This window comes from Streptomyces sp. NPDC006510 (assembly GCF_040611955.1).
Classification (GTDB): Bacteria; Actinomycetota; Actinomycetes; order Streptomycetales; family Streptomycetaceae; genus Streptomyces.
The window spans coordinates 1-26,964 of record NZ_JBEXPH010000116.1; the positions used below are offsets into that span (position 1 = coordinate 1).

The following is a 26,964-nucleotide window of genomic DNA, read 5'->3' on the forward strand; positions in this document are numbered from 1 at the left end:
GGCGCCCCACCGGAGGCCGTCGCCGCGACCGCGGCCGTCCTGGCCGAGGGCGGTGCTCCGGCGGCGCTGGCGGGACCGGCGGCCGAGGCGCTCGGGGCGCAGGCGGCCGACGCCCTGCGCGCGGACCCCTGGCAGCTGCTGACCGTGCCGGGAGTCAGGCCCGAGCAGGCGGACGGATTCGCGCGGGCCCTGCTCGGCGCCGAGTGCGGTCCGGACGACGAGCGGCGGACCGCCGCCCTGGTCGGCTGGCTGCTGGAACGGGCCGCGCTGCGGGGCCACACGGCGCTGGACGCGTCGGAGGTACGGGCCGCGCTCGCCGAGCGTTCGGTGACCGACCCGGACGCGGCCGTGCAGCACGCCGTCGCCGAGGGAGTCGTCCTGGTCTTCCAGGACGGACAGGACGGACAGGAGGGCCACGACGACCAGGAGCCCGAGGCACCCGCGGAACCCGGCGAGAGCGCCGGGCAAGCCGGTCAGGAACCGGTACAGGTGCTGCTCGGCCTCGACCGCTACGCACTCGCCGAGGAGAGCCTCGCCGACGGCCTGGCCCGGCTGGTCAACGCCTGCGAGAAGGATGCCGACTGGACACATGCGGCCGCCGCCGCGAGCTCCCCGTCGGCAGCAGAGCTGATCCGTGCGGTCGCGGCGCACGGCCTGGTGACGCACACCGGGGGCGAGGCCGCCAGGGCCGAGCCCGCCGCCCTGATCACCGCGGCCCGCGGCCTCGGGCTGCGTGCCCTGGGTGCCGTACACAGCGCCGACGGCAGGCGCCGGCTGGCCGAGGCGACCGGCGATCCGGAGACGGCCGTCACCCTCGCCGGTCTGCTCTCGGGCGAGCAGGGCCCGGGGCGGGACGAGGAAGGGGCGATCGCCGTCGACCTGCTCGTCGTGCTGGACGCCCCGCAGCTGGACGTGGAGACCGCCGCGATCCTGGTCGAGTCGCTGGCCGACGGCACCCGCCTGGTGCTCAGCGGCGATACCGGTGTGCTGGGTTCGGCCGGTGCGGGCAGGGTGTTCGCGGATGTGCTCGCGGCCCGTGCGTGCCCGCAGATCGTCTCCCGCACACCGGATCCGGGACCGATCGGTGAGCTGGTCTCCGGCATCGGCATCGGCGAGCTGAACCAGGTCGAGGCGCCCGGCAAGGAGGTGGTGATCGTCCCCGTACGCGATGCGGGCGAGGCGGTGCACCGCACCGTACAGCTGGTGGCCGACTCGGTGCCGCGCGCCATCGGCGTACCGTCGTCCGACACCCAGGTGATCACCGTCGGCCACGGCGGCTCGGCCGGCACCCGGGCACTGAACGCGGCGCTGAAGCAGCGGCTCAACCCCGGGCCGGGCCGGTTCGGCGGCTTCGACCCGGGCGACCGCGTCGTCCACGTCCCGGCGCCCGGCAGAACCGTGCCCGCGGTGGTCGTCTCGGCCGACGCCGAGGGCCTGCATCTGGACTGCGCGGGCACGGAGGTCGTCGTGGCCCAGGAGCGGGTGGAGTCCTCCGTGCGCCACGGCTGGGCCCTCAGCGCCCACCAGGCGGCCGGGATGCGGTGGCCCGCGGTGGTCGTCGTGCTGCCGGGCGACGCGGCGCAGGGACTGAGCCGCGCCTGGGTGTACACCGCCTTCAGCCGGGGCGAGCGGCATCTGTCCGTGGTGCACGGGGTGGATCAGGCGCTGCCGCGCGCGGTCGCCCAGTCCCCGGCCCAGGACCGCACGACGAGGCTGCGCACCCTGCTGAAGACGCCGGCCCGCTGACCGGGGCCCGGCGGGGACGCCATCACCGGACGGGCTCGGCGCCGAGCCCGTCCGGCCGGCGGATCAGGAGCCGTCCACCACCAGACGGGCCGGTTCCTCGTCCGCCTCGTCCTCGTCGAAGACGGCGCTGACGTCGAAGCGGCAGACCACCAGCTGCGGATCCGCGTCGTCGAAGGGCGCGCCGAGCCACTCCCCCGCCTCCGGGAGTTCCTCCGCCGCCGTGACCCAGAGCGTGGAGTCGCCCTCCTCAAGGCCGAACTCCGTGTGCCGGGAAGCGATCTCGTCCGGTTCGTACTCCCCGAAGAGCACGCCGAGCGCCGCGTGGACGCTGGAGCCGACCACCGCGGCGCTCCCGCCGCGGTCGTCCTGATCGAGGTCGGCGATCCGCTGGGCCTGTGCGAGCAGCCTCGGCGGCTCCACCACCGCGTAGTCGCGCCGGATCAGCACGCTGAGTGCGTTCGGCTCCTCGGGGCCGGTGTACGGCGGCAGCGAATCCTCCGCACCCGGGATCTCGAAGGGAGTGACCTCGTCGTACCGGTCGTAGAGCAGTTCGTCGTAGAACTCGGCGGCAGCGGCCAGTGCGTTGAACGCGTCATAGACGGCCACGTCGTCGTCCCCGGTCCGGCGTTCGACGGCCGCGAGGTGGTGGTCGAGCGCGGCTTTGACCGCCTCGGCGGCGGCGCGTACCTCGGCAGCGGTGGGCTGCGCAGCATCAGACATAGTGCAGACGCTATCCGTACCGGGGCTCTACCCGCACAATAGATGCGATGCCGGAATACGAATTTGTCGATGTGTACGTGCCGCGCGGGGTGTCCCGGAAGGACACGGCCCGTCTGCTGACCGACCATGCCGAGTACGGTCACTGGGAGTTGGACCGGCTGACGCTGCGCCGTGACGGCAGCCGAAGGGTGCGCCTGCGACGCCGGATCATCCGCCAGCTCCGGGCCACTTGGTGAGACTGAGCGGGCCCCGCATTCCCGGGGCCCGCTCCCTTCGTCCTGCCTGTGTCGCCGTCCGGTCCGCTACGCGGACATCCGGGCGCGGCGGTAGAGCACCGTGCCCGCACCCGCCAGCAGCAGACCCGCACTCGCCGGGATCAGCAGGTCGAGCCCGCCCGCTCCGGTGTGTGCGAGCTGCGCGACGCTCTGTGTCTCCGGCGCGTTCGGCACGGTCCGCGGTCCGGGAGCCGGAGGTTCGGTCTCGGTGACCGGGGTGACCGGCGTGACCGGGGTGCCGACCGGCGGCGTGACGACATCCGTACCGTTCGCGCAGTCGTTACCGGAGGCCGGGTTGAGCAGTCCGCCGATGGTGACGCTGTTCCCGCAGGCGTTCACGGGGATGTCGATGGGCACCGCGATGTTGTTGCCCGAGAGCACGCCGGGCGATCCCGTCGCGGACCCCTCGGCCGTTGCCCCGCGCCCGGTGTCGCTCGTGGCGGCGCGGTGCTTGCCGGTGCCCACGCGGTGTGTCTCGGTCCGGTCGCCGGAGACCTGGCTGCTCGATGCGTGCCGGCCCGGGGAGGTGCTTTGCGAACCGCTTCCGCAGGCGTTTCCCGCTGCCGGGTTGAGCAGTCCCACAACGCTCACGGAGTTACCGCATGCGTTGACCGGCACGTCCACCGGGATCTGTACCGAATTCCCGGAGAGCACACCCGGGGAATTCGATGCGCCGCCGGCCGCTCCCGCGTCGGCGTGCGCATAACCGCCACTCAGCGCGAGCACGCCGCCCGCGGCCGCCATGGTGATCAGGCCTTTACGCGTGACCTGTCGCATAGGTTGTTTCCTGCCTTCTACCTTCCGGAAAACCCCCGGACTTGACCGTGCGGGGGCGGGGTACCCAGCGACCCCGGAGTGCATGGCGTGCACTCCGGGGCCGACCGGATTCAAACCCTTACGGGTTGACGCACAACGTCAGGCGTTGACGCAGGTGTTGCCGAAGGCGGGGTTCAGCAGCCCGATCACGGAGATCGTGTTACCGCACACGTTCACCGGCACGTGCACGGGCACCTGGATGTTGTTGCCCGAGAGCACGCCGGGGCTGCCGACAGCGGCACCCTGGGCACCGGAGTCCGCGACGGCCATGCCCGCGCCAGCGAGCACCAGACCACCAGTGACAGCCGCAGCAGCGACGACCTTCTTGATCATTATTCCTCCTAGTTGGCAATGCGGTCCCAGCCGCGGACCGCATCACTTGTAACGAGGAAGAGGTAATTGGGCTACGAGCGTATGGTCCCTTTCACTCGTTCCGGTCAAATACGCACACGCTGACGATTGTTGGTGCGGGAAGTCGGCAGAAATCCGGCAAGGCGTCAGCAGTTGTCGATGAAACGGTCGAGCACCCGCACGCCGAACTTCAGACCGTCCACCGGCACGCGCTCGTCCACACCGTGGAACATGCCCGCGAAGTCGAGCTCCGGCGGCAGCTTCAGCGGGGCGAATCCGAAGCAGCGGATACCCAGGTCGTCGAAGGACTTGGCGTCGGTGCCGCCGGAGAGCATGTACGGCACGGCACGGGCGATCGGGTCCTCCGCCTTCAGGGCGACCTGCATGGCGTCGACGAGCGAGCCGTCGAAGCTGGTCTCCAGCGCCTTGTCGCCGTGCACGTCCTCGCGCTTCACGCGCGGGCCGAGGATCCGGTCCAGATCGGCCAGGAACTCGTCCTCGAAGCCGGGCAGGAAACGGCCGTCGACATGGGCGATGGCCTGGCCGGGGATGACGTTCACCTTGTAGCCGGCGCCCAGCATGGTGGGGGCGGCGGAGTTGCGGAGCGTGGCGCCGACCATCTTGGCGATGCCGCCCAGCTTGGCGAGCGTGGCCTCCATGTCCTCCGGGTCGAGCGGGGTGCCGAGCGCGTCGGACAGCTCGTCGAGGAAGGACCGTACGGTCTTGGTCACCCGGACCGGCCACTTGTGCCGCCCGAGCCGTCCGACCGCCTCGCAGAGCTCGGTGATCGCGTTGTCGTCGTTGGTCATCGAGCCGTGGCCGGCGGTGCCGTCCACGGTGAGCCGCATCCAATGCATGCCCTTCTGCGCCGTCTCGACGAGGTAGAGCCGCAGCTTCTCGTTCACCGTGAAGGAGAAGCCGCCGACCTCGCCGATCGCCTCGGTGACCCCCTCGAAGAGGCCGGGGTGCTTGTCCACGAGGTACCGCGCGCCGTACGTACCGCCCGCCTCCTCGTCCGCGAGGAAGGCCAGCACGATGTCACGCGGGGGCTTGCGGCCGCTGCGCATCCGGTCGCGGACGACCGCGAGGGTCATCGCGTCCATGTCCTTCATGTCGACCGCGCCGCGGCCCCACACGCAGCCGTCCGCGACCTCGCCCGAGAACGGGTGGTGCGTCCAGTCGTGGGCATTGGCCGGAACCACGTCGGTGTGGCCGTGGATCAGCAGCGCGGGCCTGGACGGGTCCTCGCCCTCGATCCGCGCCACGGTGGAGGCGCGCCCCTTGTGGGACTCGAAGATCTGCGGCTCCAGCCCGACCTCGGCGAGCTTCTCCGCGACGTACTCGGCCGCGCCCCGCTCCCCCGGTCCCGAATGGTCCCCGTAGTTGCTGGTGTCGATCCGGATCAGCTCACAACAGAGGTCCACGACCTCGTCCTCGCCGGAGCCGGTCCAAGCCGTGTTGGTCTCGCTCACGCTGCTTCCTTCCACCGTCGCTGTGGTGCTCCCCCTCATCCTCCCGCGCCGGGCCCGCACACCCAAGGGCACCCGCCCCCCGTCATACGCCCTTCACACAGTCCGGGGCGTGATCGAGCACCCCCGAATGTTTGCTATTGTTTTCCACGTCGGAACGGGCCGGAGCCCGCGAGACAGACACCCTGTCCGGGTGGCGGAATGGCAGACGCGCTAGCTTGAGGTGCTAGTGCCCTTTATCGGGCGTGGGGGTTCAAGTCCCCCCTCGGACACAACGCAAAGTGCCGATCAGGAGAAATCCTGGTCGGCACTTTGCGTTGTGCCCCGCGAGGGTCGCGCGGCCGGGCACCCTTGTTGAATCGGTTCATCCCTCGCTAGCGTCCAGGGCTCCAGCAGCACGGAGAGCTTTGCCGAGCGAGGAGTCCCATGGACCGCACACACACGCCCGCCCCGACCTGGTACGAGGACAGGGGTCCCGGGTCGGGCGGGCTGGAACCGCGCGCCTGGTACGCGGGTCGGACGCCGGGCGGATGTCGCTGAACGGGGAGTGGCTCTTCCGGCTCTCGCCGGGCGCCGCCACCCGGGACGAGTCGTTCGCCCACCCCGGGTTCGACGCCTCGGGGTGGACAACGGTCGGGGTTCCCGGGCACTGGGTGCTCCAGGGGGCCGGTGGGGCTCCCGCCTATACGAACGTGGTGTACCCCTTCCCCGTCGATCCGCCGAGGGTGCCGGACGAAAATCCGACCGGGGACCATCTGCGAAGCTTCGACCTGCCCGCCGGGTGGCCCGGGGACGGGGACGTGGTGCTCCGGTTCGACGGGGTGGAGTCCTGCGCCCGGGTCTGGCTCAACGGTCGGGAGCTGGGCGACTTCAAGGGGTCACGGCTGCCGCACGAGTTCGCCGTCGGCGGGCTGCTGCGGGCCGAGGGCAATGTGCTGGCCGTACGGGTTCACCAGTGGTCGTCGGGGAGCTATCTGGAGGACCAGGACCAGTGGTGGCTGCCCGGGATCTTCCGCGACGTGACGCTGCTGGAGCGGCCGCTGGGCGCGCCCCGGGACTTCTTCGTGCACGCCGGGTACGACCATCGCGACGGGTCCGGGACCCTGCGGGTGGAGTGCGAGGGGGCCGAGGGGCGGGTCCTCGTGCCCGAGCTGGGTGTCGATGCCGCGACGGGCGAGGCGGTGAGCGTCCCGGTCGAGCCGTGGACGGCCGAGACGCCCCGGCTGTACGACGGGGAGCTGGTGACGTCCGGTGAACGGATCGGGCTGCGGGTGGGGTTCCGCAGCGTCGTGGTCGAGGACGGGCTCATCGAGGTCAACGGGCGGCGGGTGCTGTTCCGCGGGGTGAACCGGCACGAGTTCCATCCGGAGACCGGGCGGACCGTGGACGCGGCGACCATGCGGCGCGATCTGGTGCTGATGAAGCAGCACAACATCAACGCCGTGCGCACCAGCCACTATCCGCCGCATCCCGCCTTTCTCGATCTCTGCGACGAGCTGGGGCTCTGGGTCATCGACGAGTGCGATCTGGAGACGCATGGCTTCGCCGGCCTGGAGTGGCGCGACAACCCCGTGGACGACGAGCGGTGGACCCCGGCGCTGCTCGACCGGGCCGCGCGGATGGTGGAGCGCGACAAGAACCACCCGTCGGTGATCATCTGGTCGCTCGGCAACGAGTGCGGGACGGGGCGCGGGCTGAGCGCGATGGCCGAGTGGATCCGGGGGCGGGATCCGGAGCGGCTGCTGCACTACGAGGGCGATCTCTCCTGCCGGGACGTCGACCTGTACTCGCGGATGTACCCGACGCACGCCGAGGTCGAGCTGATCGGCCGCCGGGCGGAAGCGCCGTTGGGCGACGCGGAGTCGGACGCGCGACGGCGTGCGATGCCGTTCCTGATGTGCGAGTACGCGCATGCGATGGGGAACGGTCCGGGCGGACTCGGCGAGTACCAGCGGCTGTTCGAACGGTACGAGCGCTGCCAGGGCGGCTTCGTCTGGGAGTGGATCGATCACGGCATCGCCCACCCCGAGCACGGCTTCGCGTACGGCGGGGACTTCGGCGAGGAACCGCACGACTCCAACTTCGTCTGCGACGGACTGCTCTTCCCCGACCGCACCCCCTCCCCCGGGCTGATCGAGTACAAGAAGGTCGTCGAACCGGTGCGGATCGAGCCCCTGGCCGGCGCGGGCTCGGTCCGGATCGCGAACGGGTACGACTTCGCGGGGCTGGCGCACCTGGACTTCGAGTGGTCGCACGAGGTGGAGGGAGTGCCCGTCGGAGCCGGCGCGCTCGAAGTGCCGGAGCTCGCGCCCGGTACGTCGGCCGAGGTGCGGCTGCCGATGGACGATGCCGGGGTGTGGACCGTACGGGCGGTGCTGGCCCGGGACACCGCCTGGGGCGGGCGCGGGCATGTGGTGGCGTGGGGACAGACGGAGACGGGCGCGCCCGTGGTTCCCGCCTGCCCGGTGGGTGAGCGGCCGGTGCGGGGCGAGGGGCTGATCACCCTCGGGCCCGGGGTCTTCGACGCGGTGACCGGGGCTCCGGTGCGGTGGGGAGCGGTGCCGCTGGAGGGGCTGCGGCTGGATGTGTGGCGGGCGCCCACCGACAACGACAACGGTGCGGCGTGGCAGCCGGACGAGCGGTACGGCCCGCGGTGGCGGGAGTTGGGGCTGCACCGGATGCGGCACCGGACCGATGCGGTCGAGGTCGGCGAGGACTCGCTGGTCGTACGGACCAGGGTGGCGCCGGCCGGAGTCAGCCCGGGTCTGCGTACCGCGTACCGGTGGACGGCCGACGGGGAGCGACTGGGGCTGACCGTTTCCGTGGTGCCGGAGGGCGAGTGGCGGGTGCCGCTGCCCCGGCTGGGCATCCGCTTCGGGCTGCCCGCCGCGTACGGCGGGGTGCGTTGGTTCGGCGGCGGGCCCGGTGAGGCGTACCCGGACACCCGGGCCGCTTCGGTGCTCGGCCGGTGGCGGATGTCGGTGGACGAGATGCAGACGCCGTACGTGCGGCCGCAGGAGAACGGCGCCCGGGCCGGCGTCCGGTGGGCGGAGCTGACGGACGTCAGCGGTGCGGGGGTGCGGGCCGACGGGGGTGCGCCGTTCTGGTTCACCGCGCGGCGGTGGACGAGCGAGGAGCTGGACGCGGCGGAGCACCGGCCGGAGCTGCGGGCCGGAGAGACCGTCTGGGTCAATCTGGATCACGCGGTGCAGGGCATCGGTTCCGGGTCGTGCGGGCCGGGGGTGCTGCCGGAGCACCGGCTCGACGTGCGGGCCGCGGAGTTCTCCTTCGTGTTCTCGCCACTGGGCTGACCGGCGGGGAGAGGACCTGATCCGCGCTCCGGGGGCGACGACGTACCATCGGGGCTTTGCGCGATCTTGGTTCTGCACGGGGGAATGTGATGGGCGGCAGGCGCGGACGGCGCGGAGCGATACTGGCCGGGACGGTCGCCGGGGCGGTGCTGGTCGCCGGCACCGGGCTGTGGGCGACGGACAGTTGGCCGTTCCGGGACAGTTACTGCTGGGGGGCGTGGGAGCAGAACAGCGGTGCGGCGTTCCTGGGTGACGACGGGCTCGCCAAGTCCGGCTCCGAGCGGCACGCCACCGAGTCCGCGCCGCCCTCGGCCGGCCGTCATCACGCCAGTTGCACGGTCACGGTGGCCTCGACGGTTCCGGACGACGACTCGGACGAGCCGCTCTCCTTCAAGGAGCAGGTGACCGTCGAGTACGGTCCGGTCCCCTCCGGGGTCGAGGACCACCGTGCCTGGATCGCCCGGTACTTCGACGGATCCGGTGCGCGGCTGCCCGACGGTCTGGACGGGCTGGTCGCCGCCGACCGGGCCATGCTGGTCCTGCCCGAGGCCTGCGATGTGGACGGCAGGCCGTCCACGGTGACGATCCGGAGCGCGAGCACCGGTGACGGTCATCTGGGCAAGGTCGCCATGCCGTTCGCGATCGGCAGCCGGTCCGCGGTCACCCGGATGCTGCTGGACGCGGCCAACACCGTCATGTCCGGGACCGGTTGTGCGCCGGACGAGCCGCTGCACGCGCCGTCGCCCTTCGTGACGGTCCCCGGGGACGCCGAGTCCGCCCGGAGCCCGCTGTGCCGGATACCCGGTGTGACGCTCGACTTCGGCCGGGGCTCCGGCTACCGGCAGCAGGTGGGTGTGGTCGACGAACGGCTCCAGACGTGTTCGGTGGTGTGGCGCGCGCGGGGGCTGCCCGACGAGCCGGCGGCGCAGTACGTGATGGCCGCGGAACCGCGCCTGGCCGCGCTGTTCGAGGGCCTTCCCGAGGGTGCCCGCAACGGGCTGGTGCGCACCGAGTGCGCCGGGCGGCGGACGGTGTTCTACGGGAATCTCGGATCCGGGCTGAAGGGTGCGGGCCGGCCCGACGACCGGAAGGTGTTCACGAACTTCACCGAGTCCGTGAGCAAGCGCATCGGCTGTGGGACCGGTGAGGGCGCATGAGCGACGGGATCGCCGGAGAGAACGGGGCAGCGGCAGTGGACGGCGAGAACGCGTCGGAACCCGGGGAGGGGACGCAGCAGCACGGACCCGAGCAGGACCCGCCCGCGCAGCCGGAACACGGACCCGAGCAGGAGCCGACCGCGCAGCCGGAGCCCGCCCCCGAGCGCGTTCCGGTGCTGCGCCGTCTGTTGCGCAGCCGTACCGTCCGCGCCGTCACCGCCGCCGGGCTGGCCGGCGCGCTGCTCGGCGCCGGTGCGGTGGCCTGGCGTACGGACACGCTTCCGCTGGTGGGACCCGCCCCGTGCTGGGACTCGCTGGGCGACTCCACCATGTCGGATCTCTTCGGTGACCGCAGGACCGAGGTCGAGGAGCAGACCCTCCAGGCCGATCCGCGCGGCCGGGGCGACGCGTACGGGCAGTGCCGCATCACCAGTTACAAGGACGACAGGGCCCGCCGTCAGGTGACCCTGCGGGTGCACCAACTGGACGGTCTGCGGGGCACGGACGGGCGGGAGTGGCCCAGGGAGTTCATCGCCGCGGGCATGGTGTCGCTCGGCGACGGGCTGCCGGGGCTGGCCTCGTCGTCGCGCGCCTGGCTGGCGCTGCCGCAGAGCTGTACCGGACGGGACGAGTTCACCGGCCCCACCGTGGTGGACATCGCCATGGGGCCGGCCGGGCTCGACCTCTCGTCGGAGTACGACCGGGAGGACCGTGCGGCGCTGACCCGTGCGGTGGTGGAGGCCGCCAACGGAGTCATCCGCGACTTCGGCTGCTCCGGCACCTACCGGATACCGCGCACCCTGCCCGCCCTGGTGGAGTGGCGGGACACGGACGGTGACGCCTTCTGCGGCACCAGGGGCCTCGGACTGCCCAAGGCGTACCGCAAGGACCTGGACCGGATGCGCGTCGGTGGCGAGGGTGGGCCCGCCCGGGTCTGCGAGGCCGGTGACGCCTACTCCCCCGCCGTGCGGCTGACGACGGTGACGGACCCGGCGCTGACCGAGATCTTCTCCTCGGGCATGCTCAGGACCGGTCTGTCCGTCGAGGGTTCCAAGGGTTCCGGCAGCATCGACGGATCCCGGGCCGTCTACCGGGCGAGCTGCCAGACCGGTCCCGTGGTCTTCGTGGTGGAGCAGCTGGACCGGACGGAGCACGCGGCCTCCGGCCTCGCCCGTGAGCTGCTGCCCGGCTATGTGGCCGCCGAGGCCGAACGCATCGGCTGCGGTCCGGAGAAGGTGACGCTGCCGGGCGAGTGACGGCCCTGGCCCGGCGACCGGCGATAATGTGCGGACGCCCCGGGCAACGAGCGAGGAGCCGGCACCATGAGCACCGCCGCAGCGGTCGGCGTTCCCCGGTGAGGGGGCGCGCGAAGCCCCCGTCGGCGCCGCTGCCGCAGCGGGACGGGATCGATCCGGTCCGGCTGCGGCTCCCCGAGGATCCGGACGGGGAGTGGCCGACGGTACGTGATCATCTGCTGGCGCGGTTCGCGGGCGCGATCGGGGCGCGGCGGGTGGACGCGATGTTCGCCGAGGGCCGGTTCGTCTCCGTGCGGGGCCCGGTGTCCGCCGACGAGCCTTACGCCGCGGGCCGGTACATCTGGTTCCACCGGGATTTCGCGCCGGAGGACCCGGTGCCGTTCCCGGTCGGGGTGGTCCACCGCGACGCGCATCTCGTCATCGCCGACAAGCCGCACTTCCTGGCGACGACGCCGCGCGGCCGGCACATCACCGAGACCGCGGTCGCCCGGCTGCGCCGCGGGCTGGATCTGCCCGCGCTTCAGCCGGCACACCGGCTGGACCGGCTGACCGCGGGCCTCGTCCTGTTCGTCGTACGGCCCGGGGAGCGGGGCGCGTACCAGACGATGTTCCGGGACCGCCGGGTGCGCAAGGAGTACGAGGCGGTGGCGCCGTACGATCCCTCGCTGGTCCTCCCGTGGACCGTACGCAACCGGATCGTGAAGGAGCGCGGGGTCATCGCCGCCCATGAGGAGCCGGGCGAGCCGAACAGCGAGAGCCGGATCGAGCTGCTGGAGCACCGGGAGGGGCTCGGCCGCTACCGGCTGCTGCCCGCCACCGGGCGGACCCATCAGCTGCGGGTGCATATGAACGGCCTGGGGCTGCCGATCGTCCACGACCCGGTCTATCCGGTGGTCGAGCCGGAGGAAGCGCCGGACGGCTTCTCCCGTCCGCTGCAACTCCTCGCCCGGGTACTGGAGTTCACCGATCCGGTCACGGGTGAGCCGCGCCGCTTCGAGAGCGGGCTGCGGCTCTCCGCGTGGCCGGACCGGTGAGTGTCCGCAGTGCTCAGTGACCGCGGGCGATCCACTCGTCCAGGTGCGGCGCTTCCGCGCCGATGGTGGTGGAATCGCCGTGTCCGGTACGGACGGTGGTCTCCGGCGGGAGCGCGAGCAGCCGGTCCCTGATCGACGCGACGATGGTCGGGAAGTGGGAGAAGGACCGTCCGGTGGCGCCGGGCCCGCCCTGGAAGAGCGTGTCCCCGGTGAGGACGGTGGACAGCTCGGGGGCGTACAGGCAGACGGCGCCGGGGGCGTGACCGGGGGTGTGCAGCACCTTGAGCGTCGCGCCGGCGATCTCCAGCTCCTGGCCGTCGGCCAGTTCGCCGTCCGGGAGGCGGTCCGGGTGGGTCTGCTTCCACAGCGGCAGGTCGTCGGGGTGCAGCAGGACCGGTGCACCAGTCGCGTCGGCCAGGGCCGGGGCGGCGTCGATGTGGTCGTTGTGCGCGTGCGTGCAGACGATGGCGCGCAGCGTACGGCCGTTCAGCGCGGCCTCGATGGCGGCGGCGTCATGGGCGGCGTCGATGACGATCGCCTCGGTGTCGTCGCCGACGATCCAGACGTTGTTGTCGACGTCCCACTCCCCGCCGTCGAGGGCGAAGGTGCCGGAGGTGACGAGGTGGTCGATGCGGGCGGCCATCAGAAGACCACCACCGAGCGCAGCACGTCGCCTTCGTGCATCCGGGCGAAGGCCTGCTCGACGTCGCCGAGTCCGATGGTCTCGGTGACGAACGCGCCGAGGTCGATCCGCCCCTGCTGGTGCAGGTCGATCAGCATCGGGAAGTCGCGCGAGGGCAGGCAGTCGCCGTACCAGGAGGACTTGAGCGAGCCGCCGCGCCCGAAGACGTCGATCAGCGGCAGCTCCAGCCGCATCTCCGGGGTGGGGACGCCGACCAGGACGACGGTGCCGGCGAGGTCGCGGGCGTAGAAGGCCTGCTGGTACGTCTCCGGGCGGCCGACCGCCTCGATGACGACGTCCGCGCCGTTGCCGTCGGTCAGCGAGCGGATCGCCTCGACCGGGTCGGTGGAGCGGGAGTTGACGGTGTGCGTGGCGCCCATCGTCCTCGCCGTCTCCAGCTTGCGGTCGTCGATGTCCACGGCGATGATCTTCGCCGCGCCGGCCAGCCGGGCGCCGGCGATCGCCGCGTCACCGACGCCGCCGCAGCCGATCACGGCGACCGAGTCGCCGCGGCCGACCTGCCCGGTGTTGATGGCGGCGCCGATGCCCGCCATCACGCCACAGCCGAGCAGCCCGGCGACGGCCGGGGAGACCTCCGGGTCGACCTTGGTGCACTGACCGGCGGCTACCAGGGTCTTCTCGGCGAACGCGCCGATGCCGAGGGCCGGCGACAGTTCCGTGCCGTCGAGCAGCGTCATCTTCTGCTTCGCGTTGTGGGTGTTGAAGCAGTACCAGGGGCGCCCGCGCAGACAGGCGCGGCACTGCCCGCACACGGCACGCCAGTTGAGGATGACGAAGTCACCGGGCTCGACGTCCGTGACGCCCTCGCCGACGGACTCCACCAAGCCCGAAGCCTCATGGCCGAGCAGGAAGGGGAATTCGTCGTTGATGCCGCCCTGCTTGTAGTGCAGATCGGTGTGACAGACGCCGCACGCCTGGATCTTCACCACGACCTCGCCCGGGCCCGGGTCAGGGATCACGATCGTCTCGATCCGTACCGGCTCGTTCTTCCCCGGTGCGATGACCCCTTGCACCTGCTGCGACATACCGTGGTCTCCTGTTTCCGTCTTTTTGCGAAGATCGAACGCGAACAACCGTACGCCCCGCGAGGGTGTCACGGCGGCGCGCCGCGTTGGCGGGAAGCGGCTGCCGTCCACCCGGTGGGCCGTACCGGTTTCGGACAGATGACGCATACCGCTGAACGCCGGCGGTTTTCCGGCGGTCCTCTGATGCACAGGGGCCGCCGAATCAGTACCTGCGGGGGCAGGGGTCGCGTGGTCCACCAGCAGTGGAATTACGGATCATGGGGGAAGTACCTTGACCGAAATCGCCGAGATCACGGAGAAGACCGACCGGCACACCGACGTACCGGGGCCGGCGCCCGAAGCGGCCGCGCCCGTGGCACCGGCCGGCGGACTGGTGCCGTACACCGACGCGTTGCCCGTCCCGCCGGTGCTCCGCCCGCAGAGCGGTGATGTGCTCCGCGAGACCGAGATCGCGCTGTCACCCACCTGGGTGCGGCTGCACGCACAGCTGCCGCCGACCCTGATGTGGGGGTACAACGGCACGGTGCCGGGACCGACCATCGAGGTGCGGCGCGGGGAACGGATCAGGATCGCCTGGACCAACCGCATCCCCAGGGGCAGCGAGTACCCGGTCACGGCGGTGGAGGTCGGTCCGGTCAAACAGGGCGAACCGGCACCGCACAACCGCCCCGGCCGCGACGGCGTCGAGCCGAACAAGGATGTCGCCGCGCTGCCCGCCTGGACGGTGACGCACCTGCACGGCGCGCAGACCGGTGGCGGCAACGACGGCTGGGCGGACAACGCGGTCGGCTTCGGCGACGCACAGCTGTCGGAGTACCCGAACGACCATCAGGCCGCCCAGTGGTGGTACCACGACCATGCCATGAACATCACCCGGTGGAATGTGTACGCCGGGCTCGTCGGCACCTATCTGATCAGGGACGACGAGGAGGACGCGCTCGGTCTGCCGTCCGGCGACCGGGAGTTGCCGCTGATCCTCGCCGACCGCAATCTGGACACCGACGCGGACGGCCGGCTCAACGGGCGGCTGCTGCACAAGACGACGGTGATCACCGAGGCCGATCCGGAGACCGGGAAGCCGGTGTCGCTGCCGTTCTTCGGCCCGTACACCACGGTCAACGGCCGTATCTGGCCGCATCTGGACGTGGACGACGCCTGGTACCGCTTCCGGCTCGTCAACGCCTCCAACGCCCGGACCTACGATCTGGTGCTGGTCGACGAGGAGAACAACCCGGTGCCGGGCGTGATCCGGCAGATCGGCAGCGACGGCGGGCTGTTGCCGCGCCCGGTGCCGGTCGACTTCGACGAGGTGCTGCCGCAGCTGACGGTCGCGCCGGCCGAGCGGATGGACCTGCTGATCGACTTCTCGGCGCTGGCCGGGCGCCGGGTCCGGCTGGTCAACCGCGGCAAGCTCGCGCCGGGGGTGCCGGACCCGTCGGCGAACGTGCCGTTCCCGCAGGTGATGGAGTTCCGGGTACGGGAGACGGGGGAGCGGGACGGTTTCGAGCTGCCCGAGGTGCTGTCCGGTTCCTTCCGGCGGTACGAGCACGGCCAGGTGGAGCACGGGCACCGGCTCGTGGTGCTGACGGTGCCCGGCACGGTCGGCGGCGGCGGTCACCCGGAGATCTGGGAGATGGCGGAGGTCGAGGACCCCGCCGAGGTACAGGTGCCTTCGGACGGAGTCATCCAGGTCCGGGGCGAGGACGGCACGGTGCGCACGTACCGCAGGATCTCGCGGACCTTCAACGACGGTCTCGGCTTCACGGTGGGCGAAGGCACCTACGAGCAGTGGTCGTTCCTCAACCTGGGCGGTCCGACGCACCCGATGCACATCCATCTGGCGGACTTCCAGGTGATGGGCCGGGAGGCGTACGAGCTCGACGGCTTCGATCCGACGGTCGGCGGAACCCGCTCCCCCGTGGCGTTCGACCATGGCACCACGATCGCGACGGCACCGAACGAACAGGGCTGGAAGGACGTCTTCCGGGTGCCTGCGGGGCAGCTGGTGAAGGTGCTCGGGAAGTTCGACGGGGCGTACGGGCGGTTCATGTACCACTGCCATCTGCTGGAGCACGAGGACATGGGCATGATGCGGCCGTTCGTCGTGATGCCGCCCGAGGCGGTGAAGTTCGATCACGGCGCCGGGCACGGCGGCCACCACGGGCACAGCGGCTGACCGGCCGGGCGGTCCGGACCGACGGCCCCCGCGGACTCGCTCCGCGGGGGCCGTCGCGCGTCCGCGGAGCCGTGGCTCAGGGGGCGAGCACGTCCAGCTCGTGCAGGGCGCCCACCGCGATCTCCTTGGTCAGCCGCTCCGCCGTCACGGCGTCGCCCTCGCGCACCGCCTCGGCGAGCCGGACGTGGAGGGTGACCGCGGCCGGGTCCGGGTCCTCGAACATCACCTGGTGGTGGGTGCGGCCCGCCAGGACCTCGGCGACGACATCGCCGAGCCGCGCGAACATCTCGTTGCCGGAGGCGTTGAGCACGATCCTGTGGAACGCGATGTCGTGCTCCAGATAGCCCTCCAGCTGCTGGCCGCGCGAGGTGGCGACCATGCCGAGCGCGCACCCGGTGAGGGCCGCGCACTGCTCCGGGGTGGCGTTGCGGGCGGCGAGACCGGCCGCGACCGGTTCGATCGCCGAACGCAGCACGGTCAGGGAGCGCAGCTGGCGCGGGCGGTCGGCGCCGGCCAGCCGCCACCGGATGACCTGCGGATCGTAGACGTTCCAGGCCTCGGTCGGCCGCACCGTCACACCGACCCGGCGCCGGGACTCGACCAGGTGCATGGATTCCAGGACGCGGACCACCTCGCGTACGACGGTGCGCGAGACGTCGAAGCGCTGGGCCAGCTCATCGGTGCGCAGCACCTGTCCCGGCGGGTGCACTCCGGCGGCGATCTCCAGACCCAGGGTGTCCAGCACATGTGTATGCAGCCCAGGGCCTTGTGTGGTCATGAGCACAGCCTACGGGGCACCCCTCGGGAAGAAAAAGTACGACGTTTATGTCACAGCATCTTGAATAAGTCGTACGTATAGGTTTCAGTAGCGCGACGGACCGATGTCGAGGAAGACATCGAAGAGGACTGCGAGGCACCACCAATGAGCACCCCCCACGTCGTCGTGGTGATGGGCGTAGCAGGGACCGGAAAGACCACGATCGGCCCCCTGCTCGCCGCCGGACTCGGCGTTCCGTACGCAGAGGGCGATGACTTCCATCCCGCGGCGAACATCGCCAAGATGTCGGCCGGCATCCCGCTGGACGACTCGGACCGGTGGCCCTGGCTGGATGCGATCGGCCGGTGGGCACACGGCCGGGCAGAGCTCGGCGGAGTGGTGAGCAGCTCGGCGCTCAAGCGGGCCTACCGGGACCGGCTGCGCGCCGAGGCACCCGGCGCGGTCTTCCTCCATCTGACCGGCGACCGGGATCTGATCGAGCATCGCATGGCGGAGCGCAAGGGGCACTTCATGCCCACTGCACTGCTCGACTCCCAGTTCGCCACCCTGCAGCCGCTGCAGGAGGACGAGGCCGGTGTCTCGGTCGATGTGTCCGGCACCCCCGAAGAAATCACCCAGCGGGCCGTCGCCGCGTTGCGCCGGCTCGATAACTAAGGATCACCACCGTGACCAGTCTCAGCGTCGAGATGTTGGCAGCGGACGCCGTCGAACCGATCACTTCGGCAGGCAACGCGCAGTTGGGTATCGCTGTCCTGGCGGGCATCGCCGTCATCGTTCTGCTCATCACCAAGTTCAAGATGCACGCGTTCCTCGCGCTGACCATCGGCTCGCTGGCGCTCGGCTCGTTCGCCGGCGCCGCTCCGGCCAAGACGATCGCCAGCTTCACCGCCGGCCTCGGCTCGACCGTCGCCGGTGTCGGTGTGCTCATCGCGCTCGGCGCGATCCTGGGCAAGCTGCTGGCCGACTCCGGCGGCGCGGACCAGATCGTCGACACCATCCTCGCAAAGGCGAGCAGGCGCTCCATGCCGTGGGCGATGGTCCTGATCGCCTCGATCATCGGTCTGCCGCTCTTCTTCGAGGTCGGCATCGTGCTGCTGATCCCGGTGGTGCTGCTCGTCGCCAAGCGCGGCAACTTCTCCCTGATGCGGATCGGTATCCCGGCGCTGGCCGGTCTCTCCGTGATGCACGGCCTGATCCCGCCGCACCCCGGCCCGCTGGTGGCGATCGACGCCCTCGGCGCCAACCTCGGTGTCACGCTGGCGCTGGGTGTGCTGGTCGCGATCCCGACCGTGATCATCGCCGGGCCGGTCTTCTCCCGCTACGCGGCCCGCTGGGTGGACATCCAGGCTCCGGAGAAGATGATTCCGCAGCGTCCCTCGGAGGAGCTCGACCGCCGTCCCAGCTTCGGCGCCACCCTGGCGACGATTCTGCTGCCGGTCGTGCTGATGCTGATCAAGGCCCTGGTCGACATAGTCGTGGACGACCCGGAGCAGAGCCTGCAGAAGGTCACCGATGTGATCGGCTCGCCGCTGATCGCGCTCCTCGCGGCCGTCATAGTCGGCATGTTCACGCTGGGCCGGGCGGCCGGTTTCTCCAAGGGCCGGCTCTCCACCACCGTCGAGAAGTCCCTCGCCCCGATCGCCGGTGTGCTGCTGATCGTGGGCGCGGGCGGCGGTTTCAAGCAGACCCTCATCGACGCCGGTGTGGGCCAGATGATCCTGGACTTCTCCAAGGACTGGTCGATCCCGGCACTGCTGCTGGGCTGGCTGATCGCCGTCGCGATCCGGCTCGCGACCGGTTCGGCGACCGTGGCCACCATCTCGGCGGCCGGTCTGGTCGCCCCGCTGGCCGCCGACATGTCGACGTCGCACGCCGCGCTGCTGGTCCTTGCCGTCGGCGCGGGCTCGCTCTTCTTCAGCCATGTCAATGACGCCGGGTTCTGGCTGGTGAAGGAGTACTTCGGCATGAACGTCGGCCAGACGGTGAAGACCTGGTCGGTGATGGAGACCATCATCTCCGTGGTCTCGCTGGCCTTCATCCTGCTGCTTTCGCTGGTCATCTAGGTGTAGTGCCCTGTCCGGCCCCGGTCCGCCGGACAGGCCCTGGCGCGCGGCCGCCCGCACGGTCCTCCCCCCACAGCGCATGCCGTGACCGTGCCCAATGGCGCTCGACCGACCCGGTGCGCATGCCACGGCGTGCCTCCGGGTCGGCGAGCGCCATTGCCATGTGCCCGGCCAGCACGATCCCGACGGCGAGCGCCAGCCAGTCGTGGACGAAGGTGGCACTCGTGCGCCACAGCAGCGGCGCGAGGCCGGTGAACCACATCAGCACCCCGGTGCCCGTCATCACCAGCGTCGCGCCCGCGATCCATGCCGCGTACAGCTTCTGCCCGGCGTTGAACTTCCCGGCCGGGCGGGCCCCCGGCCGGTGGTCGCGGCGGCGCACGGCCCGCAGCCACTGCCGGTCGTGCGGCCCGAAGCGGTTGAGCCGGGACAGGTCGGCCCGGAACGCCCGGGACAGCAGACCGGCCAGGAAGGGTACCGGGGTCAGCACCCCGGACCACTCGTGCACGGTGACCACGAGACGGCGGCGGCCGACGAGTTCGGCGAGCTGGGGTACGTACAGACAGGCCGCGGCCGCCACGCACACCAGCATCAGCGTCGCCGTGGTCCGGTGCACCCAGCGCTCCGCGCGGCTGAAACGCTGGACGCGCTCAGACGGTGGGGGCGTCGTCGCGGCCGTTGGACCGGCCGACCCAGGCATCGACGTCATAGCCGAGCTCCTCCCAGTAGCCGGGGCGCACGGAGTCGGTGACGGTGATCCCGGAGAGCCATTTCGCCGACTTGTAGAAGTACATCGGGGCCACGTAGAGCCGCACCGGTCCGCCGTGGGAGTGGGTCAGCGGACGGTCCCGCAGGCGCAGCGCGACCAGCACATCGGCACGGCGGGCCTGCGCGAGGGTGAGGCTCTCGCTGTAGGTGCCGTCGAAGCAGGTGAAGCGGACGGCCTTGGCCCCGGGCCGTACGCCCGCCGCGTCCAGCAGCGCGGAGAGCCGCACCCCTTCGAAGGGCGTCCCGGGCACCCGCCAGCCGGTGACGCACTGGACATCACGGACCATGCGGGTCTGCGGCAGGCCCTTCAGGTCGTCCAGGGTGTACGTGGCGGGATGCTCGACCAGACCGTCGACGGTCAGCCGGTAGTCGTCCGCGCTCTTCTTCGGTACGGAGGAGGCGACGGAGTAGTAGCGGAAGCCGCCGCCGTTGGGCAGCAGGCCGGTCAGGCCGGTGGGGTCCTTGCCGGCGACCGTGCCCAGGCCGGATTCCAGCGTGCGTTGCAGCACGGGCGCCGCGACGACTCCGGCGGCGCCCAGACCGAGCATGGCCAGGACGAGACGCCGGCCCACGGGGGTGCCTTCGGCGTCGGGAGGGCGACTGTTCATCCGGCCATTCGACCAGCTGCGGCCACCGGTCACCAGGGGCGGGGCGCCACCTGCCGGCACCCGCCCCCAACTCCGTCCACCCGGCTCACAGTTGACGGCCCGTGTCCGGCAACATGTCAGACTTGACACCATGTCGAACCGTGAACCCCTCAAGCCCTTCCTGCTCGCCTTCCCCGGACCGCTGCGCGACCGGCTGGTGGGGGCGGTGCTCGCCGGCACCAAGGTGTCGACGACCGGGCTGCTCGCGGAGTACGAGGCGGAGAAGGAGGAGCTGCCTCCGGTGGGTGAGCGCTCCGCGCTGATCGACTCGGACGGCCGGGAGATCGCGGTGCTGGAGGTGACCGAGGTACGGGTGCTCCGCCTCGGTGACGTCGACCTCCAGCACGCGATCGACGAGGGCGAGGGCGACACCTCGGTCGCCGAGTGGCGCGCGGGACACGAGAAGTTCTGGCACGGCGCGGAGATGCGGGAGGCGCTCGGCGACCCGGCGTTCACCGTGGACGACGACACCATGGTCGTCGCCGAACGGTTCCGGGTCGTCGAACTGCTGGACCCCGTCGTGGGGGCGCCTGATCCAAACGAGAGGCCCTAGCCGACCGCCCGTGCCGCCGCCCGGCCGGCCGCGCGGCCGGAGAAGATGCAGCCGCCGAGGAAGGTCCCTTCCAGCGAGCGGTAGCCGTGCACCCCGCCGCCGCCGAAACCGGCCGCCTCCCCCGCCGCGTACACACCGGCGAGGGGGGTGCCGTCCTCGGTCAGCACCCGGGAGGACAGGTCGGTCTCCAGTCCGCCGAGCGACTTGCGGGTCAGGATGTTCAGCCGTACGGCGATCAGCGGGCCGGCCTTGGGGTCGAGGATGCGGTGCGGCGCGGCCGTCCGGATCAGCTTGTCGCCGAGATAGGCGCGGGCCCCGTGGATCGCAGTGATCTGGAGGTCCTTGGTGAAGGGGTTGGCGATCTCGCGGTCGCGGGCGGTGATCTCGCGGCGCAGTTCGGCCTCGTCGATCAGCGGTTCCTCGGTGAGCGCGTTCATCCCCCGGACGAGCGCGGCGAGGTCCTTCTCGACGACGAAGTCCGCTCCGTTGTCCATGAACGCCTTCACCGGGGCCGGTACGTCGGCACGGGCCCGGCCGATCACGTCGCGGATCGACTTTCCGGTCAGATCCGGGTTCTGTTCGGAGCCGGAGAGCGCGAACTCCTTGCCGATGATCCTCTGGTCGAGGACGAACCAGGTGTGGTCGTGGCCGGACTTCATGATGTGTTCGAGGGTGCCGAGGGTGTCGAAGCCCGGGAAGAGCGGGACCGGCAGCCGCTTGCCTCGGGCGTCCAGCCAGAGCGAGGACGGTCCGGGCAGGATCCGGATGCCGTGCTTGGCCCAGATCGGGTTCCAGTTCTCGATGCCCTCGGTGTAGTGCCACATCCGGTCGCGGTTGATGTGGTGGGCGCCCGCTTCCTCGGCGATGCCGAGCATGAGCCCGTCGACATGGGCGGGGACGCCGGAGAGCATCTTCGCGGGCGGGGTGCCGAGCCGTGCGGGCCACTGCTCGCGCACCAGGTCGTGGTTGCCGCCGATGCCGCCGGAGGTGACGATCACCGCCTGGGCCCTCAGCTCGAACGTGCCGGTCGCCACCCGGCTGCTCGCGGTGCCCCGGGCCGCCGCGCTCGGCTCCAGCACCTCGCCGGTCACCGTGTCGACGGCGCCCGCGGTGCGGCCGAGGCCGGTGACCCGGTGGCGGAACCGGAACCGTACGAGCCCCTTGGCGACGCCCGCGCGGACCCGGCGCTCGAAGGGGGCGACGACGCCGGGGCCGGTGCCCCAGGTGATGTGGAAGCGGGGTACGGAGTTGCCGTGGCCGTTGGCGTCGTAGCCGCCGCGCTCGGCCCAGCCGACGACGGGGAAGATCCGCAGCCCCTGGGCGTGCAGCCAGGAGCGCTTCTCACCGGCCGCGAAGTCGACGTACGCCTCTGCCCACTTCCGCGGCCAGTGGTCCTCCTCGCGGTCGAAGCCCGCCGTGCCGAGCCAGTCCTGGAGGGCCAGCTCATGGCTGTCCTTGACCCGCATCCGGCGCTGCTCGGGCGAGTCGACGAGGAAGAGACCGCCGAAGGACCAGTGGGCCTGGCCGCCTATCGACTGCTCGGGCTCCTGGTCGAGCAGGATCACCGAGCGGCCCGCGTCGACCAGTTCGGCGGTGGCCACCAGACCGGCGAGCCCGGCCCCGATAACGATCACATCAGCGTCGTACGCCATGGGTTCCATCCTGTCGGGGTGATCCGGTCACGGCCACGGTCCGGCTCCGGCACCGTCCCGGCGCCGGAAGTTACTCGTGCGTCAGATCTTCTGCACCGGCCGCGGCGGCGTCAACCGCCCGGTCGGCGGCGCTCCGGCCGCAGCCCTGGTGCAGGGGCGCTATCGTCGATACGAATCACCCACTTCTGGCCTGACTTGAGGTAGAAGCGTGTCGGTGCTGGTTCTCGTGCTCGCCGTGAGTGCCGCCTGCTGTCTGGGATTCGGTTTCGTCCTCCAGCAGGCCGCCGCCTCGCACGCCCCGAGGAGCGACTACCTCTCCCCCCGGCTGTTCCTCGACCTGATGCGGGTGCCGAGCTGGCTGGCCGGGATCGGACTGATGGTCTGCGGCATGGTGCTGGGCGCCCTGGCCCTGGGCAAGGGCGAGGTCTCCGTCGTCGAACCCCTCCTCGCGACCAATCTGCTCTTCGCGATGGCCCTGTCGCGCCATCGCACCGGCCAGCGGCTCGGCCATCAGGGCTGGGCCGGTCTCTGGCTGCTGGCCGGCGGGGTCACCGCCTTTCTGCTGGCGGGCCGGCCACAGGGCGGCGAGGCGGTGACCAGCCCGTTGCGGCACTGGCTGGTGATCGGCGTGGTCGTGGGCACCGCACTGCTGCTCACCACCTTCGCCAAGCGCTACGAGTCCGGGGCCGCTCCCGCGCTGCTCGCGGTGGCGGCCGGGCTGCTGTACGGACTCCAGGACGCGCTCACCCGGGTAAGCGGCCAACGGCTGTCCGACGAGGGGTGGGCGGCGCTGGTGACGGGGTGGCAGCCGTATGCCGTGGTGCTGCTGGGGGTGACGGGGCTGCTGCTGGTGCAGAGCGCGTTCGAGACGGGCCCGCTCCGGGTCTCGCTGCCGCCGCTGACCGCCTCCCAGCCGCTGGCCGGGATCGCCTGCGGTGTCGGCTTCCTCGGCGACCAGCTGCGTACCGACACCGGCGCGCTGGCCTGGCAGGCGGTCGGCCTCACGGCGATCGTCGTCGGGATCGTGCTGCTCGGGCTGCATCCGGCGATGCCGGAGGGGCCGGTGGGCGGGCGCCGCGAGAAGAGCCTCCAGCCGAACTGAGCGGGGCCGCCGGGCCTCGGGAGGCGCCCGCACTGGTTTTTAATAATGGCCAGCATTAGAATGCCGCCATGGCGCGAACGTCCGGACAGGAAACCAGGGACAAGCTGATCCGCGCGGCCGAGGAGGTCTTCGCGGCGCAGGGCACGGACGGTGCCCAGCTGCGGGACATCGTCCGGCTGGCCGGTCAGAGCAACCCGTCCGCGGTCCAGTACCACTTCGGTTCCCGGGCCGGGCTGCTCGACGCGGTGATGGAGGGCCGCCAGGCCCGTACCGAACAGGTGCTGGCGCCCCTGCTCGACGGGCTGGGCGCGGACTGCGGCGTACGCGAACTGCTCACCGCACTGGTGACGGCCGAGGCGAGCCTGCTCGCCGACGACCGCGGTCGCCGCTGTCTGCGGATCTCGGCCCGGCTCAGCCATGAGTCCGGGCTGCGGACCGGCCGACTGCATCCCGCCCTGGACGGCACCTCCTACGGGCACCTGATCGGCCGCATCGGGGACTGCTTGGGCGGGCTGCCCCGTCCCGTGCGGCTGGAGCGCCTGGATCTGGCACTCACCCTGATCGGCGCGGCGCTGGCCGACCGCGCCCGCCAGCGTCTCGACGGCACCGAACCGCTGACCGGCGACGAGATCTTCCTCGCCGATCTCGTCGAGACCACCACCGCGTTCCTGCACGCACCCCTGCCGGGCCGCGCGTGACCACCCGCACCACATGCCACCTGCACCACATGAAGGAAGCGACATGACCGACAAGAGCAAGCTCAGCGACAAGACCGTCGTCATCACCGGCGGCGCCCGGGGCCTGGGCGCCGAGGCGGCCCGCCTCGCGGTGGCGGGCGGCGCCCATGTGGTGATCACCGATGTGCTCGACGAGGAAGGCGCCGCGACCGCCGCGGAGCTGGGGGCGAAGGCCCGCTTCATGCACCACGACGTGACCTCCGAGAAGGACTGGCAGAGCGTCGCGGAGTTCACCGTCGCCGAGTTCGGACGGATCGACGGGCTGGTCAACAACGCCGGAGTATCGACCGGCCAGCCGCTGGAGACCGAGACCGTCGAGCACTTCCGCAAGGTCATCGACATCAATCTGACGGCCGTCTTCATCGGCATGAAGACGGTGATCCCGGTGATGAAGGAGAACGGCGGCGGTTCGATCGTCAACATCTCCTCGGCCGCCGGTCTGATGGGTCTCGCCCTGACCTCCAGCTACGGCGCCTCGAAGTGGGGCGTGCGCGGTCTGACGAAGGTCGGCGCGGTGGAGCTGGGCACGGCGAGGATCCGGGTGAACTCCGTGCATCCCGGCATGGTCCACACCCCGATGACCGCGGCCGTCGGCATCCAGCAGGGCGAGGGCCACTACCCGAACACCCCGATGGGCCGGGTCGGTGAGGCCCCGGAGATCGCGGAGGCGGTCGCCTTCCTGCTCTCGGACGCCGCCTCGTACATCACCGGTGCCGAGCTCGCCGTGGACGGCGGCTGGACCACGGGCCCGACCGTCAAGTACGTCATGGGTCAGTGATCAGCCCCTGCGTCCCGGGTCAGTGATCGGCCCCCGTGTCATGGGGCGGTGATCATCCGCGGCGGGTCTGCTGTTGGATGAGGAGCATGACTCCTTCTGACGAGATCCTGGACATCGTCGACGAGAACGACGTGGTCGTGGGGCAGGCCCCGCGCGGTGAGGCGACCGCGCGGGGCCTTCGCCATCGCTGCGTCTTCATCGAGGCCCGGGACACGGAGGGGCGACTCTTCGTCCACCGCAGGACCCCGGGCAAGCTGGTCTTCCCGTCCCACTACGACATGTTCGTCGGCGGGCTGGTCGGCGCCGGTGAGTCGTACGACCAGGCGGCGCTGCGCGAGGCCGAGGAGGAGCTGGGGGTGTCCGGGCTCCCCCGGCCGCAACCGCTCTTCAAGTTCCTCTACGAGAGCGCCGGGCACTCCTGGTGGTCCTACGTCTACCAGGTGCGGTGCGAGCTGCCGGTGAACCCGCAGGTGGAGGAGGTCGCCTGGCACCGCTTCCTCACCGATGCCGAGCTGGCGCGGCAGATCGGCGACCGGGAGTGGGTGCCTGACGGCCTGGAGGCGTACCACCGGCTGCGGGCCTTCCGGGCGGGCGGGACGGCCTCCTGAGTCCGGCAGGCGGGCATCCGCAAAGCGGAAGATAAGGTTCACATGTGAACGAATTCGTACAGAGCCTGCGGCTGTGGTTCGCGCCGCAGCGCCTCCGCGAAGAGGGCGACACCCCCGATTACCGGTTCTCGCTCGCCAACGAGCGCACCTTCCTCGCCTGGATCCGGACGGCTCTGGCGCTGATCGGCGGCGGGTTCGCGGTCGACCAGTTCCTGCCCGAGCTGGCGTGGGGCGTCCGCGCCGGTCTGGCGCTCGCGCTGCTGGCGGCCGGGGTGCTGTGCGCGCTGCGGGCGGTCAACCACTGGGTGCGGTGCGAGCGGGCGATGCGGCGCGGGGAGGACCTGCCGGTCTCGCGGTTCCCGACGCTGCTCGGTCTGGCCGTCGGGGTCGTCGCCGTGGTGATGGTGGTGGTGGTCCTCTTCGACTGGGAGGGGCGGTGAGCACCACGGAGCGCGACCCCGGGCTCCAGCCCGAGCGGACCCGGCTGGCCTGGCGGCGTACGACGCTGTCGTGCACGGTGGTGGCGCTGCTGGCGGTCAAGCAGGCGCTGCACGGCGGGGCGGACCCGGCCGCGGTCGTGGCGGTGTCGCTGAGCGCGCTGGCCTGGCTTGGTTTCCTGCGGGTGGCGCATCTGCGGGTGCTCGGGATGGGGACCGCCCGGCCGCGCCCGCTGTCGGCACGCGGCGCGCTGACGGCGGCGGCGTGCACGATCGCGCTCGCGGTGTTCGCCGCGGCCATGGTGTTCTGAGCGCCGGGTACGGGGGCCGGCTGTTCTGAGCGCCGGGCACGAGGCTGTCAGGCGTCCGGCCCGATGTCCGGGACCTCCCAGGGGACGGTGACGACGATCTTTCCGCGGGTGCGCCCCTGCTCGTTCAGCCGGTAGGCGTCGGCCGCCTGTTCCAGCGGGAAGACCCGTTCCACGTGGACCGTGACGATGCCCTGCTCGGCCAGTTCGGCCAGATGGGTGAGGTCCTTCGCGTCCGGGCGTACGTAGGCGTAGCGGCCGCCGTACGCGAGGACCTCGCCGTCCACGATGGAGGCCAGGCGGCCCCCGGGCTTCAGTACTTCGGCGGAGACCCGGAGCGCCTCCCCGCCGACGGTGTCGAAGGCGGCGTCGATGCCGTCCGGGGCCAGGGCCCGCAGCCGGTCGGCGAGGCCGTCGCCGTAGGCCACCGGCTCCCCGCCGAGCTGCCGGACATACTCGTGGTTGCGCTCGCTCGCGGTACCGATGACGCGGGC

Annotated in this window: 26 protein-coding genes, 1 tRNA gene and 1 pseudogene; 17 read left to right on the forward strand and 11 right to left on the reverse strand. The window is 71.4% G+C overall.

Features of this window, described 5'->3' with window-relative positions; genetic code table 11:
- Window positions 1-1,746 (forward strand): ATP-dependent RecD-like DNA helicase (locus ABZY11_RS28725; RefSeq protein WP_356481918.1); only part of this gene is annotated, 1,746 nt, incomplete at its 5' end.
- A gap of 63 nt (window positions 1,747-1,809) precedes the next feature.
- Here the strand turns inward: ABZY11_RS28725 and ABZY11_RS28730 are convergent.
- Complete coding sequence (locus ABZY11_RS28730; protein WP_356481919.1) at window positions 1,810-2,466, reverse strand: hypothetical protein; 657 nt, start codon at window positions 2,464-2,466, stop codon at window positions 1,810-1,812.
- Between the two features lie 47 nt (window positions 2,467-2,513).
- On the opposite strand from ABZY11_RS28730, the gene ABZY11_RS28735 reads away from it, so the two are divergent.
- Window positions 2,514-2,702, forward strand: a complete 189-nt coding sequence (locus tag ABZY11_RS28735; protein WP_018103708.1) for a DUF5703 family protein — start codon at window positions 2,514-2,516, stop codon at window positions 2,700-2,702.
- 66 nt (window positions 2,703-2,768) lie between these two features.
- Here ABZY11_RS28735 and ABZY11_RS28740 read toward each other — a convergent pair whose 3' ends face one another.
- The 3 genes from ABZY11_RS28740 to ABZY11_RS28750 form a co-directional block, all read right to left on the reverse strand.
- Entirely contained in the window at window positions 2,769-3,518 is a 750-nt protein-coding gene (locus tag ABZY11_RS28740) for a chaplin (RefSeq protein WP_356481920.1), read from the reverse strand.
- 138 nt (window positions 3,519-3,656) lie between these two features.
- A complete protein-coding gene (gene chpH / locus ABZY11_RS28745) occupies window positions 3,657-3,890 on the reverse strand; it encodes a chaplin ChpH (protein ID WP_326764692.1) in 234 nt (77 codons plus the stop codon).
- A 164-nt stretch (window positions 3,891-4,054) separates the two neighbouring features.
- On the reverse strand, window positions 4,055-5,380 hold the full coding sequence (locus tag ABZY11_RS28750; protein WP_356481921.1) for a M20/M25/M40 family metallo-hydrolase: 1,326 nt from the start codon (window positions 5,378-5,380) through the stop codon (window positions 4,055-4,057).
- A gap of 184 nt (window positions 5,381-5,564) precedes the next feature.
- Here ABZY11_RS28750 and ABZY11_RS28755 point away from each other — a divergent pair.
- The 5 genes and pseudogenes from ABZY11_RS28755 to ABZY11_RS28775 all read left to right on the forward strand — a co-directional run bounded on the left by ABZY11_RS28755 (window position 5,565) and on the right by ABZY11_RS28775 (window position 12,135).
- Window positions 5,565-5,649, forward strand: a tRNA-Leu gene (locus ABZY11_RS28755).
- A gap of 154 nt (window positions 5,650-5,803) precedes the next feature.
- A pseudogene (locus ABZY11_RS28760) lies at window positions 5,804-8,688 on the forward strand (glycoside hydrolase family 2 TIM barrel-domain containing protein).
- An 89-nt stretch (window positions 8,689-8,777) separates the two neighbouring features.
- Window positions 8,778-9,845 (forward strand): hypothetical protein, encoded by a 1,068-nt coding sequence (locus tag ABZY11_RS28765; RefSeq protein WP_356481922.1) that lies wholly within the window; start codon window positions 8,778-8,780, stop codon window positions 9,843-9,845.
- Window positions 9,842-11,101, forward strand: a complete 1,260-nt coding sequence (locus ABZY11_RS28770; RefSeq protein WP_356481923.1) for a hypothetical protein — start codon at window positions 9,842-9,844, stop codon at window positions 11,099-11,101. Before ABZY11_RS28765 ends, ABZY11_RS28770 begins: the two co-directional genes overlap by 4 nt.
- Window positions 11,102-11,199: 98 nt before the next feature.
- Window positions 11,200-12,135, forward strand: a complete 936-nt coding sequence (locus ABZY11_RS28775) for a pseudouridine synthase (protein WP_356481924.1) — start codon at window positions 11,200-11,202, stop codon at window positions 12,133-12,135.
- Between the two features lie 13 nt (window positions 12,136-12,148).
- Here the strand turns inward: ABZY11_RS28775 and ABZY11_RS28780 are convergent, their stop codons facing one another.
- Both ABZY11_RS28780 and ABZY11_RS28785 read right to left on the reverse strand, forming a co-directional pair.
- Window positions 12,149-12,778 (reverse strand): MBL fold metallo-hydrolase, encoded by a 630-nt coding sequence (locus ABZY11_RS28780; RefSeq protein ID WP_356481925.1) that lies wholly within the window; start codon window positions 12,776-12,778, stop codon window positions 12,149-12,151.
- Entirely contained in the window at window positions 12,778-13,863 is a 1,086-nt protein-coding gene (locus ABZY11_RS28785) for an S-(hydroxymethyl)mycothiol dehydrogenase (protein WP_356481926.1), read from the reverse strand. Before ABZY11_RS28785 ends, ABZY11_RS28780 begins: the two co-directional genes overlap by 1 nt.
- Window positions 13,864-14,215: 352 nt before the next feature.
- On the opposite strand from ABZY11_RS28785, the gene phsA reads away from it, so the two are divergent.
- Window positions 14,216-16,039 carry an O-aminophenol oxidase PhsA gene (gene phsA / locus ABZY11_RS28790; protein WP_356481941.1) on the forward strand — a complete coding sequence of 608 codons (1,824 nt, stop codon included), beginning with the start codon at window positions 14,216-14,218 and terminating at the stop codon, window positions 16,037-16,039.
- A 76-nt stretch (window positions 16,040-16,115) separates the two neighbouring features.
- Here phsA and ABZY11_RS28795 read toward each other — a convergent pair whose 3' ends face one another.
- Complete coding sequence (locus ABZY11_RS28795; protein WP_356481927.1) at window positions 16,116-16,817, reverse strand: FCD domain-containing protein; 702 nt, start codon at window positions 16,815-16,817, stop codon at window positions 16,116-16,118.
- 144 nt (window positions 16,818-16,961) lie between these two features.
- On the opposite strand from ABZY11_RS28795, the gene ABZY11_RS28800 reads away from it, so the two are divergent.
- Complete coding sequence (locus ABZY11_RS28800) at window positions 16,962-17,471, forward strand: gluconokinase (RefSeq protein ID WP_356481928.1); 510 nt, start codon at window positions 16,962-16,964, stop codon at window positions 17,469-17,471.
- 11 nt (window positions 17,472-17,482) lie between these two features.
- Window positions 17,483-18,880, forward strand: a complete 1,398-nt coding sequence (locus ABZY11_RS28805; protein ID WP_356481929.1) for a gluconate:H+ symporter — start codon at window positions 17,483-17,485, stop codon at window positions 18,878-18,880.
- Here the strand turns inward: ABZY11_RS28805 and ABZY11_RS28810 are convergent.
- Window positions 18,873-19,589, reverse strand: a complete 717-nt coding sequence (locus ABZY11_RS28810) for a cytochrome b/b6 domain-containing protein (RefSeq protein WP_356481930.1) — start codon at window positions 19,587-19,589, stop codon at window positions 18,873-18,875. The genes ABZY11_RS28805 and ABZY11_RS28810 overlap by 8 nt on opposite strands.
- Complete coding sequence (locus ABZY11_RS28815) at window positions 19,531-20,256, reverse strand: molybdopterin-dependent oxidoreductase (RefSeq protein ID WP_356481931.1); 726 nt, start codon at window positions 20,254-20,256, stop codon at window positions 19,531-19,533. Before ABZY11_RS28815 ends, ABZY11_RS28810 begins: the two co-directional genes overlap by 59 nt.
- Window positions 20,257-20,386: 130 nt before the next feature.
- On the opposite strand from ABZY11_RS28815, the gene ABZY11_RS28820 reads away from it, so the two are divergent.
- Entirely contained in the window at window positions 20,387-20,848 is a 462-nt protein-coding gene (locus ABZY11_RS28820) for an ASCH domain-containing protein (RefSeq protein WP_356481932.1), read from the forward strand.
- On the opposite strand, the gene ABZY11_RS28825 is transcribed toward ABZY11_RS28820, so the two are convergent.
- Complete coding sequence (locus tag ABZY11_RS28825; protein WP_356481933.1) at window positions 20,845-22,500, reverse strand: FAD-binding dehydrogenase; 1,656 nt, start codon at window positions 22,498-22,500, stop codon at window positions 20,845-20,847. The genes ABZY11_RS28820 and ABZY11_RS28825 overlap by 4 nt on opposite strands.
- A 208-nt stretch (window positions 22,501-22,708) precedes the next feature.
- Here ABZY11_RS28825 and ABZY11_RS28830 point away from each other — a divergent pair, with 208 nt between their 5' ends.
- The 6 genes from ABZY11_RS28830 (at window position 22,709) to ABZY11_RS28855 (ending at window position 26,473) form a co-directional block, all read left to right on the forward strand.
- Complete coding sequence (locus ABZY11_RS28830) at window positions 22,709-23,602, forward strand: DMT family transporter (RefSeq protein ID WP_356481934.1); 894 nt, start codon at window positions 22,709-22,711, stop codon at window positions 23,600-23,602.
- A 68-nt stretch (window positions 23,603-23,670) separates the two neighbouring features.
- A complete protein-coding gene (locus ABZY11_RS28835; RefSeq protein WP_356481935.1) occupies window positions 23,671-24,300 on the forward strand; it encodes a TetR family transcriptional regulator in 630 nt (209 codons plus the stop codon).
- A gap of 43 nt (window positions 24,301-24,343) precedes the next feature.
- Entirely contained in the window at window positions 24,344-25,117 is a 774-nt protein-coding gene (locus ABZY11_RS28840; RefSeq protein WP_356481936.1) for a glucose 1-dehydrogenase, read from the forward strand.
- Window positions 25,118-25,203: 86 nt separating this feature from the next.
- Complete coding sequence (locus ABZY11_RS28845; RefSeq protein ID WP_356481937.1) at window positions 25,204-25,725, forward strand: NUDIX domain-containing protein; 522 nt, start codon at window positions 25,204-25,206, stop codon at window positions 25,723-25,725.
- Window positions 25,726-25,769: 44 nt separating this feature from the next.
- Window positions 25,770-26,165 carry a DUF202 domain-containing protein gene (locus tag ABZY11_RS28850; protein WP_356481938.1) on the forward strand — a complete coding sequence of 132 codons (396 nt, stop codon included), beginning with the start codon at window positions 25,770-25,772 and terminating at the stop codon, window positions 26,163-26,165.
- Window positions 26,162-26,473 (forward strand): DUF202 domain-containing protein, encoded by a 312-nt coding sequence (locus tag ABZY11_RS28855; RefSeq protein WP_356481939.1) that lies wholly within the window; start codon window positions 26,162-26,164, stop codon window positions 26,471-26,473. Before ABZY11_RS28850 ends, ABZY11_RS28855 begins: the two co-directional genes overlap by 4 nt.
- Before the next feature lie 47 nt (window positions 26,474-26,520).
- Here the strand turns inward: ABZY11_RS28855 and ABZY11_RS28860 are convergent.
- The coding region (locus tag ABZY11_RS28860) for a zinc-binding dehydrogenase (protein WP_356481940.1) at window positions 26,521-26,964 on the reverse strand (444 nt) is incomplete at its 5' end.